The following is an 11909-nucleotide window of genomic DNA, read 5'->3' on the forward strand; positions in this document are numbered from 1 at the left end:
CGGCCAACCCAACAACTGCAGATTTCAGTTCCATGGTTTGTCTCCTTGGCTGGAGACTTCAACAATCCCTTGGACAACGCTTGGTTGCTTCTGAGGCTCGAACAAACGCAGGTGTGCAGATCAGGAATGCTGAAAAAGCAGGAATGCTCAAAAGAATGAGATGCAGATTCGCTGAAAAGTCATCACGATCTAGGCGGCGGCTTTCTTGCTCGGCCCGAACGCTTCCGCGAGCAGGCTGTACGACTTCTTCCGCGCGTCGTGATCGTAGACGGCAGTGATGATCATCAATTCATCCGGCTGACTTGCCGTAATCATCGGCTGCAGCTTCGCCACGATCGTCGCCGGACTGCCGACGAACAGCCGCGAGCGGTTGCGCGCGACGGAAGCGCGTTCGGAATCCGTATAATTATAGGCCAACGCTTCCTCGACACTGGGCAGCGGCAGATATTGTCCGCGGTCGCGGCGCAGGCGGTTGAGGTCCATGGAGGAAGCGAGCTTCTCGGCCTCGGCATCGGTTTCGGCGGCGACCGCTGCGATGGCGAGGATGCCGTGCGGGGTCTGCCGCCAGCCGGACGGCTTGAAGTGGCTGCGATAGTTGGTCATCGCCGCGATCGCATCATAGGACGCGAAGTGGTGCGCGAACGCGAAGCCCATGCCGACTTGTGCCGCCAGCTCCGAACTGTAGTCGCTAGAGCCGAGCAGCCAGATCGGCGGCAGCGGCGTATCATCCGGCATCGCCACCACATTGTTGTAGGGATGGCCGGCGGGGAAATCGCGGGTTTCCCACAATACCAGTTCACTCAGCCGTTCGAGAAAATCGTCGCCCTCGCGGCGGTCGAGCCGGCTGCGCAGCGCATGCGCCGTCGCGCCATCCGTGCCGGGCGCGCGGCCAAGACCGAGATCGATGCGGCCGGGAAACAGCGCCTCCAGCATCTTGAAGCGCTCGGCCACCACCAGCGGCGCGTGGTTGGGCAGCATCACGCCGCCGGAACCGACGCGGATGTTATTCGTCACGGCCGCGATCTGGCCGATCATCAGGTCGGGCGCGGGGCTCGCCACCGAGGCCAGATTGTGATGCTCGGCGAGCCAGTAGCGGACATAGCCGAGTTCATCGACATGGCGCGCCAAATCGATGCTGTTGCGCAGCGCGTGAGCCGGGCGAGTTCCTGTGGTGACGACGGAGAGGTCGAGAACGGAAAGCGGGATCATGGCGCTAAACTAGTGCGAGACGACAGGCCGACAAAGGCCTGGCAGGCGCAGATCAGGCCCGCGCTTGTGGGAAAAAGGCGTGGCGCGCCGCACCGTGAGTGGGCCAATCTATGACATATTCAAGAAACTGCGCATCTGCCCACCACTATCTACCCTCTGTTCGATCGCAACTTCTATCTAGTAAACTGTTTTCACTATATAAAATTGTAACGTGCGATGCCCACCGAACAACCTATCCGGTCCATATTTCGTATATTTTTGTTCCGATTGGGCTATTTCCCATGCAAGATGGGCTGTTTGGTGGGCTCCATTTGGCTTATTTTAGCTGACGGCCGCTAGGCCTGATGTCCGCCTATCCTTTTCGGAGCCTTGTGAAGTGCCATGACCGAGATTACGCCCCCCGCTTTCGACGGCCATCGCGCGCTGCACTCGCCAAAAATCTCCTTCGAGTTCTTCCCGCCCAAGACGGAGGACATGGAGCGAAGCCTGTGGGAGACCATCAACCGGCTGGCACCGCTGACGCCCAATTTCGTGTCCGTGACCTATGGCGCCGGGGGATCGACCCGAGAGCGTACCCATTCAACCATCGCCCGCATCCTGAAAGAGACCAGCCTGACGCCGGCCGCGCATCTGACCTGCGTCGGCGCACCGAAGGGCGAGATCGACGACGTGGTGGCGCGCTACCACGAGATCGGCGTCCGCCATATCGTCGCTCTGCGCGGCGACCCCACCACCGGTATCGGCACCGCCTATCATGCCCACCCGGATGGCTATCAGAGTTCGCCCGATCTCATTGCGGGAATCAAGAAGCGCTATCCCGATATCGAAATCTCGGTTTCGGCCTATCCCGAGAAGCACCCCGAGAGCCCGACGATCGACGCCGACATCGACACGCTGAAGGCCAAGGTCGACGCCGGCGCGGCGCGCGCCATCACCCAGGTGTTCTTCGATAACGACCTCTATTTCCGCTATCTCGATCGCGTGCGCGCCCGCGGCATCGATATTCCTGTGGTCCCCGGTATCATGCCGATGCACAATTTCAAGCAGGCGCGCAGCTTCGTAACCCGCGCTGGCACCACAGTGCCGGACTGGCTCGCCGACAAGTTCGAAGGCCTCGACGATGATGCCGAGACCCGCAAGCTGGTCGCCGCCACCGTCGCGGCCGGCCAGGTGCAAAAGCTCGCCAAGCACGGCGTCGATACCTTTCACTTCTACACCATGAACCGCGCGGACCTCGTGTTCGCGATCAGCCATTTGCTGGGCATTCGCCCCAATGGCGCACAGAAAGCCGCCTGATCCGATGAGTGTTTCGATTTCGCCCAAGAGTTCGCCAAAGCGAACTGCCCTGCTCGCCGCCGCCCGCGAGCGCATCCTGGTGCTCGACGGCGCCATGGGCACCATGATTCAGGGCCTGCAGTACGACGAAACAGCGTTTCGCGGCGCGCGCTTTGCGGATTTTCATCGCGATGTCCGCGGCAATAACGACCTGTTGATCCTGACCCAGCCGAAGGCGATCGAGGACATCCACGCCGCCTACCTGCGCGCCGGCGCCGACATCGTCGCGACCAACACGTTCTCCTCGACCTCGATCGCGCAGGCCGACTACGACATGTCGGACCTCGCCTATGAACTGAACCGCGATGGCGCCAGGCTCGCCCGCGCCGCAGCGATGCGCGTCAGCGCCGAGGATGGCAAACCGCGTTTTGTCGCGGGCGCTCTGGGCCCGACCAACCGCACCGCCTCGATCTCGCCCGACGTTTCCAACCCCGGCTATCGAGCCGTCACCTTCGACGATTTGCGCAAGGCCTATGGCGAACAGGTCAACGGCCTGCTCGACGGCGGCGCCGACCTGCTGCTGGTCGAAACCATTTTCGACACGCTGAACGCCAAGGCGGCGCTCTACGCCATCTCCGAAATCACCGAGGAACGCGGCATCGACGTGCCCGTGATGATCTCGGGTACGATCACCGACAAATCCGGCCGCCTGCTCTCGGGGCAATTGCCGGAAGCGTTCTGGAACTCGGTGCGGCACGCCAAGCCGATCACCATCGGATTCAACTGCGCGCTCGGCGCCGAAGACCTGCGCGCCCACATCGCCGACATCGGCCGCGTCGCCGACACGCTGGTCTGCGCCTATCCGAATGCCGGCCTGCCCAACGAGTTCGGCCAGTACGACGAGACGCCGGAATACATGGCGCGGCTGATCGGCGAATTCGCCGAAGCGGGCCTCGTCAACATTGTCGGTGGCTGCTGCGGCACCACGCCGGACCATATCGCGGCGATTGCCGCAGCCGTCGCGCCGCACAAGCCGCGTGCGGTACCCGCGATCGAACCGCGGCTGCGGCTCTCGGGCCTTGAGCCGTTCGAACTGACGCCGGCGATTCCGTTCGTCAACGTCGGCGAGCGCACCAACGTCACGGGATCTGCGAGATTCCGCAAGCTGGTCACGGCAGGCGATTACACCGCAGCCCTTCAGGTGGCGCGCGACCAGGTCGAGAACGGCGCCCAGATCATCGACGTCAACATGGACGAGGGCCTGCTGGATTCGGAAGCCGCGATGGTGACCTTCCTGAATCTCGTCGCCGCCGAGCCCGACATCGCGCGCGTGCCCGTGATGGTCGACTCCTCGAAGTTCAACGTGATCGAGGCCGGCCTGAAATGCGTCCAGGGCAAGCCGGTGGTGAACTCGATCTCGATGAAGGAAGGCGTGGAGAAATTCATCCACGAGGCCCGCATCGCGCGCCGCCATGGCGCCGCCGTGGTGGTGATGGCGTTCGACGAGATCGGCCAGGCCGATACATTCGCGCGCAAGACCGACATCTGCAAGCGCGCCTACGACATTCTGGTCAACGAGGTCGGCTTTCCCCCAGAGGACATTATCTTCGATCCGAATATTTTTGCGATCGCGACCGGGCTGGAAGAGCACAACAATTACGGCGTCGACTTCATCGAGGCGACGCGCTGGATCCGGCAGAACCTGCCGGGCGCGCATATCTCCGGCGGCGTCTCGAACCTCTCCTTCTCGTTCCGCGGCAATGAGCCGGTGCGCGAGGCCATGCATTCGGTGTTTTTGTATCACGCCATCCACGCCGGCATGGACATGGGCATCGTCAATGCCGGACAGATGATCGTCTATGACGACATCGACCCCGAGCTGCGGCAGGTGTGCGAGGACGTCATCCTCAACCGCGACGCGGGCGCTTCCGAGCGGCTCTTGGCGCTGGCGGAAAAGTTTCGCGGCAAGGAGAAGCAGACAAGGGAGCAGGATCTCGCCTGGCGCGAATGGTCGGTCGAGAAGCGGCTCAGCCACGCGCTGGTGCACGGCATCACCGAATTCATCGAAGCGGACACCGAAGCCGCGCGGCTGACGGTGGAGCGCCCGCTGAACGTGATCGAAGGCCCGCTGATGGCCGGCATGAACATCGTCGGCGACCTCTTCGGCGACGGCAAAATGTTCCTGCCGCAGGTGGTGAAATCCGCCCGCGTGATGAAGCAGGCGGTGGCCTATCTGATGCCGTTCATGGAAGAAGAGAAGGCGCGCAACCTTGCCAATGGCATAGCCGGCGACGGCCGCAACGCCGCCGGCAAGATCGTGCTCGCCACCGTCAAGGGCGACGTCCACGACATCGGCAAGAACATCGTCGGCATCGTGCTGCAATGTAACAATTTCGAGGTGATCGACCTCGGCGTCATGGTGCCCGCCAACAAGATCATCGAGACGGCCAAGACCGAGGGCGCCGATATTATCGGGCTGTCCGGCCTGATCACGCCCTCGCTCGACGAGATGAGCTTTCTCGCCGGCGAAATGGAGCGGCAGGGCATGAAGATGCCGCTGTTGATCGGCGGCGCTACCACCAGCCGCGTCCATACGGCCGTGAAGATCGACCCGAACTACAAGGGCGGGCCGGTGGTGCACGTCAACGATGCCAGCCGCGCGGTGGGTGTGGCATCCTCGCTGCTCTCGCCCGACAAGCGCGAGGCCTATGCGGCCGACATCCGCGCCGAGTACGCCAAAATTTCCGCCGCGCATTTCCGCGCGCAGGCCGACAAGAAGCGGCTGAAACTGGCGAACGCCCGCGCCAATGCGGTCAAGGTCGACTTCGCCAAGACGCTGCCGAAAAAGCCGTCGTTCCTCGGCATCAAGAGTTTTGACGCCTACGATCTGGCGGAGCTTGCCGAATACATTGACTGGACGCCGTTCTTCCAGACCTGGGAATTGACCGGGCGTTTCCCGGCCATCCTCGACGATCCCAAGATCGGCGAAGTGGCACGCTCGCTCTATGACGACGCGCGCAAGATGCTCGACCGCATCATCAAGGAAAAATGGTTCACCGCTCGCGCCACTGTCGGCTTCTGGCCGGCCAATGCCGACGGCGACGATATCGCCGTTTATGCCGACGATACGCGCGCCAGGAAGATCGCGACTTTCCACACGCTGCGCCAGCAACTGGAGAAGCGCGAAGGCCGCTTCAACGCCGCGCTGTCGGACTTCATCGCGCCGGTGGCGTCGGGCGTGCCGGACTATGTCGGCGCCTTCGTGGTTACCGCCGGCATTGGCGAGGACGTGGTCGCCGACCGCTTCAAGAACGCCAATGACGATTACTCCTCGATCCTGTGCAAGGCGCTGGCCGATCGTCTCGCCGAAGCCTTTGCCGAGCGGATGCACCAGCGCGTCCGCAAGGAATTCTGGGGTTATGCGCCGGACGAGGCGCTAGCCTCGGACCAGCTCATCCTGGAGCAATATGCCGGCATCCGCCCCGCGCCCGGCTATCCCGCCCAGCCCGATCACACCGAGAAGGCGACGCTGTTCCGCCTGCTCGATGCCGAGAACACCGCCGGCGTGAAGCTGACCGAGAGCTTTGCGATGTGGCCGGGCTCGTCGGTGTCGGGACTTTATTTCTCCCATCCTGAGAGCTTCTATTTCGGCGTCGGCAAGATCGAGCGCGACCAGGTCGAGGATTACGCCGCCCGCAAGGGCATGAGCGTCGCCGAGACCGAGCGCTGGCTGGCCCCGGTGCTGAACTACATTCCGTCGCAGGAACAGGCCGCGGCGAAGGGACCGGCGGCGGAGGTCATACCCGCGAATGACGTCACCTCGCATCCGCCCGGCTGCACCTCCGCCGTGCATCTGGCCTGGCGAAAGAAGGCCGTGGGGGCGTAGAGCCACTTTCTTCCCTTCTCCCCTTGTGGGAGAAGGTGGCGCGAAGCGCCGGATGAGGGGTCTGTCTCCGCGGAGAGAACCCCTCACCCGTCTCAATCGCGCTTCGCACGATTGATCCACCCTCTCCCACAAGGGGAGAGGGGAAGAGAAGTGCGGAGCCTCCCATGAAATTCTTCTCCTTCTGGCGATCGCTGGCGAGCTTTCGCGTTCGCATCGCGCTCAATCTGAAAAATGTTCCGGCCGAGGTGATCTTCGTCGACATCGACGCCAACGCGCATCGCGACGGCGAATATCGCAAGGTCAACCCGCAGATGGCGCTCCCGGCGCTGGTGGAGGATGACGGCACCACGCTGTTCCAATCGCTCGCCATCCTCGAATATCTCGACGAGAAACATCCCTCCCCGCCCTTGCTGCCCGCCGACATCAACGGCCGCGCCCGCGTGCGCGCGCTGGCGCTGATGGTCGCCTGCGAGGGCCACCCGCTGCTGACGCCGCGGGTGCGGCGCTATCTCGATCACGAACTCAATCTGCGCGACACGCAGCAGGCGGCCTGGCGGCGGCACTGGATCGTGGAGACGCTGGCGGCGCTGGAGGGGCATCTGGCTGATAACAAGGACACGGGAAAGTTCTGTCATGGCGATACGCCGACGCTCGCCGACATTTGCATGGTCGGCCATGTCACGATCGCCCTGAACCAGCAGATCGATCTGAAGATCTATCCGACCGTGAAGCGCATCTTCGAGACCGCGATGGCGCTGCCTGAATTTGCGAAAGCACATCCGCTGGCGCAGCCGGATACGCCGGAGGCGATGCGGCCTAAGGTGTGAAAGCGAGGCTGGCCGCCCGGCGGCACGACTCACCGGACGCGCCGCACCCGGCCTGAAAAAATCGCGAAAACAACCCCATGCAAAGTAGGATTAGGCCTGGCTCCGCGGTCGTGGCCGGCCGCGGCCCCATCCAGTTCAATCGCCGCTCGGCGGCGCCAACGGCTGCACGATTTCCTGGAACGGCGGCAGCGCCTCGCAGCGCTCGGAATGCGCCTTCAGCGCGGGATAACGCGCGTCGAACAGCGCGGGATGCGCCTCGCCGGTGAAGCGCAGCACGCAGGCGACCGCGATATCGGCATGACCGATGTTTTCGCCGAACCAATACGGCGTCTTGACCGCCGCGCGCTCTTTTTCCAGCACTTCGAGCACACCCGATATCTGCGACTTGCAGCGCTCGACCCACAGGTCGAGTTGCTTGTCCTTGCGCAGCACGCGCTCGTACAGCAGGCTGACGCCCTTGTCGCCAAGGCCCATCGCCAGCGCCGCGATCCGCAAGTGCCGCCGCCGCGTGTCGCCGTTCCGCGCGATCATCGCCTTCTCGAGACCGACGCGATCGTCGAGATAATCCAGGATCATCGCGCTTTCGATCAGCGCCTCGCCGTCATCCAGCACCAGCGTCGGCACCCGCCGCAGCGGATTATACGGCGCGATCTTGTCGGCATCGCCGAAGGTAGACCACGGCTTGTGCTCGAACGCGATGCCGTATAGCCGCATGGCGATGGCGACGCGGCGGACGAAGGGGGAGTCGAATTGGCCGATCAGGATCATGTTGTTTTACACTCGGGTTCGTCATTGCCGGGCTCGACCCGGCAATCCATCCCTCTTCAAAAGACTCTCTTGAAGAGGGATGGATGTCCGGATCAAGTCCGGGGATGACATGCGGGGTCGGGGTTGCGTTGCCTACCATCCTAAGTACGCTGCTTCACATTGCAACCAATGAGTCACATGATGATGCGCACCCTGGCCATGCTCTTCGCGCTGTCCGTGCTGACATTTGCCGCCACATCACGCGCCCAAACCGGTCCCATTGGCTTCCAATCGCCGTCCAAGAACATCGCCTGCCAGTATTTCGACTACGACAAGCAGAACATCCTCCGCTGCGACATCGCCGCAATGGAAACTAAGCCGCGACGGCCTGCCGATTGCGACCTCGATTACGGCGGCGCCTTCGAGGTGAACGCCAAGGGCCCCGCCATGCGCCTCTGCCACGGCGACACCGTGATGAACAAGTCGCTGCCGGTGCTTGGCTACGGCGAGGTGTGGCAGCGCGGCGGGTTTACGTGCAAGTCGGAGCAGGCGGGGATTACCTGCTTCAACGCGGATCGGCGTGGGTTTTCGCTGGCGCGGTCGAAGCAGGAAGTATTTTGAAATCGCTCTCTCCGTTCGTCATGGCCGGGCTTGACCCGGCCATCCACGTCTTTTCCTCCTCACTAAGAAAGTAAGACGTGGATCACCGGGACAAGCCCGGTGATGACGGTTGAGGGGGCGTCCGTCCCGTCACTCAATCACCGGCACATGCCGCGCCACTTCTCGCGGCGCTGTGCCGTCGAGCCGCGGATCGTCCGCCACCTCCACCTGCCTACGGAATGGGCGAAAGCCCGAGCGCTGATAGAAGCCGAGCGCGGCGGGATGATCGAAGGTGCAGGTATGCAGCCAGACCCGCTCGACCGGCCGCGACCATGCGATTTCCAGCGCGCGGTTCATCAGCCAGCGGCCGGCGCCGGTTCCGACCAGTTTTGCAGTGACGCCGAACATGCCGATCTCGCATTGCCCGGGCTCGCGAAAATCCAGCTCCAACAAGCCCTCGTCGCGGCCGCCATCGACCAGCGCATAGACTTCGAGCTGCGGCGAATGAAGCCTTGCCGCGAGTTCGGCATCGGGCATCTGTATCCGCGAGAACCACAGCCATTCCTCGCCGACGCGACGATAGAGATCGCGAAACCACTCGAGCGGCGGCGTCTCTACCTGGCGCAGTGACCAGGCTCCGGACGGATCAGAACGCGGCGCGGGGCGCGCGGTCATCTCCAGGTGCGTGACCACGGCGGCGACCTTGCCGGCGGGGACATCGGAATATCCGTCGGGCAAAATCATCCGGCGCTACTCCCCCTCGTCGCTCGCCAGCACGCCCTTCACCGCCCTCGCCCAGCCCGCCAGCTTCCGCTCGCGCGTGGCCTTGCTCATCGCCGGCTTGAAGCGGTGTTCCAGCCGCCAGTTGTCGGCAAATTTTGCGGGCTCCGGATAGACGCCGGCATTCAACCCCGCGAGATAGGCAGCGCCCAGCGCCGTGGTTTCCTGGATCATCGGGCGATCGACGGGAGCGTCGAGCAGATCGGCCAGGCGCTGCATGGTCCAGTCCGACGCGGTCATGCCGCCGTCGACGCGGAGCACGATGTTGGCGGCGGTCGCATCCGGCCAGTCGGCGCGCATCGCGGCCCAGAGATCGAAGGTCTGGTAGCAGACGCTTTCGAGCGCGGCATGCGCGAGCTCGGCTGGGCCGGTGTTGCGGGTGAGGCCGAACAGCGCGCCGCGGACGCGGGGATTCCAGTGGGGCGCGCCGAGGCCGACGAAGGCCGGCACCAGATAGACGCTCTGCATCGAATCGGATTTGTCGGCGAGCGGGCCGGTCTCGGACGCCTGCTTGATGATGCCGAGGCCGTCGCGCAGCCATTGCACGGCGCTTCCAGCGACGAAGATCGAGCCTTCGAGCGCATAGGTGCGTTTGCCTCCAAGCTGATAGGCGATGGTGGTGAGCAGCTTGTTCTTCGAGGCGACCGGCGTCGTGCCGGTGTTGAGAAGTGCAAAGCAGCCGGTGCCGTAGGTCGACTTGATCATGCCGGGCGTGAAGCAGGCCTGGCCGATGGTCGCGGCCTGCTGGTCGCCGGCGATGCCTGAAATGGCGATCGAACCGCCGAACAGGCCTGCGTCGCTGTCGCCGAATTTGGCGGAAGAGTCCTTTACCTCGGGCAGCATCGAGCGCGGCACGCGCAGGATGTTCAAGAGTTCGTCGTCCCACTCGCCAGCGTGGATGTTGAACAGCAGCGTGCGCGAGGCGTTGGTGGCGTCGGTGGCGTGCACCTTGCCGCCGGTCAGGCGCCACAGCAGATAGCAATCGACGGTGCCGAACATCAGTTCGCCGCGGCCAGCGCGTTCGCGCGCGCCCGGCACGTAGTCGAGTATCCAGGCCACTTTCGTTCCGGAGAAATAGGGGTCGATGATCAGGCCGGTCTTGGCCGAAATCGTGGGCTCGTGGCCTTCGGCTTTCAGTTTGGCGCAGATGTCTGATGTGCGGCGGTCCTGCCAGACGATGGCGCGGTGCACCGCCTGCCCGGTGGCGCAGTCCCACACCACCGTGGTCTCGCGCTGATTGGTGATGCCGATCGCGGCGATATTCTTTGCTTTCAGGCCGGCCTTTTCCAGTGCCTCACGGCAGACCGCGACGGTGGAGGTCCAGATGTCCTCCGGCTCGTGCTCGACCCAGCCCGAGGCCGGGAAATGCTGCGGGAATTCGGCTTGCGCCGTCGCGGCGATGGAGATGTCGCTGCGGAACACCATGGCGCGCGAGGACGTGGTGCCCTGATCGATGGCCAGCACAAAGGACATGACGTTGCTTCCCCGGGAGGTTTTGGTTGCGCAAGAGGCAATCCGATTGGGAGGCGAAGGTCAATATCTCCATCGTCGTCCCGGCCATCTCGGTCGTCGCCCCTGCGAAAGCAGGGGCCCATAACCACCGGAGATCATTTTGCGAAGAATGTCTGCCATCTCGTTTCAGTCGAGGGCGCAACGCGGTATGGGTCCCTGCGTTCGCAGGGACGACAGGAGCTACACCGACGCCGTGGTCACGCCGCCGTCCACCACAATCGTCTGGCCGGTCATGAAGGTGGAGGCATCGGAGGCCAGATATGCCACGGCACCGGCGATTTCGTCGGGCTCGCCGATGCGGCGCAGCGGAGTCGTCGCGGTGCGGCGCTTGAGGTTATCGGGGTCTTCCCACAGTGCGCGGGCGAAATCGGTTTTGACGAGGCCCGGCGCCACGCAATTGACGCGGACGCCTTTCGGGCCCCATTCGCCGGCGAGGCTGCGGCACAGCGCGAAATCCGCCGCTTTCGAAATGCCGTAGGCGCCGATCACGGTGGAGCCGCGCAAGCCGCCGATCGAGGAGATGATCACCACCGAGCCGTTGCCGCGCTCTGCCATTTGCGGGATCGCGAGCGCGCAGAGCCAGATGTTGCTCTTGACGTTAGAGCCCATGATCTTGTCGAAGGCCTCGTCCTTGATGTCGAGCAGCGGGCCGTAATACGGGTTCACCGCGGCGTTGCAGACGAGGATGTCGACCTTGCTGTAATGCTTCGTGGTGCCTGCAATCAGCGCCTCGACTTCCTCGCGGCGCGAGATGTTGCAGGGAATGACATGGGCGTCGCCGCCCGCCTTCTTGATGCCTTCGGCGACCTCCTGGCAGGCGTCCGCCTTGCGGCTGGAGATCACGACCTTTGCGCCGAGTTTGGCGAGCAGCTCGGCCGAGGAACGGCCGATGCCACGGCTGGAGCCGGTGATGATTGCGACCTTGCCGGTGAGATCGAACGGGGTGTTTTTCACTAGGTGTGCTCCCTCTTATTACATTCCCTTGCATTCTCTGTCCGTCATGGCCGGGCTTGACCCGGCCATCCACGACTTCCTTTGCCGCCAAGACGTGGATGGCCCGGGCAAGCCCCGGG

Annotated in this window: 9 protein-coding genes; 4 read left to right on the forward strand and 5 right to left on the reverse strand. The window is 63.6% G+C overall.

Going from position 1 to position 11909, the window contains the following annotated elements:
- Positions 1-189 precede the first annotated feature (189 nt).
- Positions 190-1209, reverse strand: coding sequence for an LLM class flavin-dependent oxidoreductase (locus tag CP49_RS02205; protein WP_057848663.1), 1020 nt, complete (start codon positions 1207-1209; stop codon positions 190-192).
- A gap of 381 nt (positions 1210-1590) precedes the next feature.
- On the opposite strand from CP49_RS02205, the gene metF reads away from it, so the two are divergent.
- From metF to maiA, 3 genes are all read left to right on the forward strand, one after another.
- Positions 1591-2505, forward strand: coding sequence for a methylenetetrahydrofolate reductase [NAD(P)H] (gene metF / locus CP49_RS02210; RefSeq protein WP_057848664.1), 915 nt, complete (start codon positions 1591-1593; stop codon positions 2503-2505).
- A gap of 4 nt (positions 2506-2509) precedes the next feature.
- Positions 2510-6370, forward strand: coding sequence for a methionine synthase (gene metH, locus CP49_RS02215; protein ID WP_057848719.1), 3861 nt, complete (start codon positions 2510-2512; stop codon positions 6368-6370).
- 164 nt (positions 6371-6534) lie between these two features.
- Positions 6535-7197: a maleylacetoacetate isomerase gene (gene maiA / locus CP49_RS02220; protein ID WP_057848665.1), complete on the forward strand. Its 663-nt coding sequence runs from the start codon at positions 6535-6537 to the stop codon at positions 7195-7197.
- Positions 7198-7332: 135 nt separating this feature from the next.
- On the opposite strand, the gene CP49_RS02225 is transcribed toward maiA, so the two are convergent.
- Complete coding sequence (locus CP49_RS02225) at positions 7333-7965, reverse strand: glutathione S-transferase family protein (RefSeq protein ID WP_057848666.1); 633 nt, start codon at positions 7963-7965, stop codon at positions 7333-7335.
- A gap of 180 nt (positions 7966-8145) precedes the next feature.
- Between CP49_RS02225 and CP49_RS02230 the strand changes: the two genes are divergently transcribed.
- Positions 8146-8565, forward strand: coding sequence for a DUF6636 domain-containing protein (locus CP49_RS02230; protein ID WP_156437972.1), 420 nt, complete (start codon positions 8146-8148; stop codon positions 8563-8565).
- Between the two features lie 129 nt (positions 8566-8694).
- On the opposite strand, the gene CP49_RS02235 is transcribed toward CP49_RS02230, so the two are convergent.
- The 3 genes from CP49_RS02235 to CP49_RS02245 all read right to left on the reverse strand — a co-directional run bounded on the left by CP49_RS02235 (position 8695) and on the right by CP49_RS02245 (position 11790).
- Positions 8695-9288 (reverse strand): GNAT family N-acetyltransferase, encoded by a 594-nt coding sequence (locus tag CP49_RS02235; RefSeq protein ID WP_057848668.1) that lies wholly within the window; start codon positions 9286-9288, stop codon positions 8695-8697.
- Between the two features lie 6 nt (positions 9289-9294).
- Positions 9295-10797, reverse strand: coding sequence for a glycerol kinase GlpK (gene glpK, locus CP49_RS02240; protein WP_057848669.1), 1503 nt, complete (start codon positions 10795-10797; stop codon positions 9295-9297).
- A 219-nt stretch (positions 10798-11016) separates the two neighbouring features.
- Positions 11017-11790, reverse strand: coding sequence for an SDR family NAD(P)-dependent oxidoreductase (locus CP49_RS02245; RefSeq protein ID WP_057848670.1), 774 nt, complete (start codon positions 11788-11790; stop codon positions 11017-11019).
- Between the last annotated feature and the right edge of the window lie 119 nt (positions 11791-11909).

This window comes from Bradyrhizobium valentinum, assembly GCF_001440405.1.
Lineage (GTDB): Bacteria > Pseudomonadota > Alphaproteobacteria > Rhizobiales > Xanthobacteraceae > Bradyrhizobium > Bradyrhizobium valentinum.

Excerpts from the sequence above, each read along its gene's own strand:
- maiA (WP_057848665.1), top strand. The coding sequence starts at position 6,535 with ATGAAATTCTTCTCCTTCTGGCGATCGCTGGCGAGCTTTCGCGTTCGC.
- metF (WP_057848664.1), top strand. The coding sequence starts at position 1,591 with ATGACCGAGATTACGCCCCCCGCTTTCGACGGCCATCGCGCGCTGCAC.
- CP49_RS02205 (WP_057848663.1), bottom strand. The coding sequence starts at position 1,209 with ATGATCCCGCTTTCCGTTCTCGACCTCTCCGTCGTCACCACAGGAACT.
- CP49_RS02235 (WP_057848668.1), bottom strand. The coding sequence starts at position 9,288 with ATGATTTTGCCCGACGGATATTCCGATGTCCCCGCCGGCAAGGTCGCC.
- CP49_RS02230 (WP_156437972.1), top strand. The coding sequence starts at position 8,146 with ATGATGCGCACCCTGGCCATGCTCTTCGCGCTGTCCGTGCTGACATTT.
- glpK (WP_057848669.1), bottom strand. The coding sequence starts at position 10,797 with ATGTCCTTTGTGCTGGCCATCGATCAGGGCACCACGTCCTCGCGCGCC.
- metH (WP_057848719.1), top strand. The coding sequence starts at position 2,510 with ATGAGTGTTTCGATTTCGCCCAAGAGTTCGCCAAAGCGAACTGCCCTG.
- CP49_RS02225 (WP_057848666.1), bottom strand. The coding sequence starts at position 7,965 with ATGATCCTGATCGGCCAATTCGACTCCCCCTTCGTCCGCCGCGTCGCC.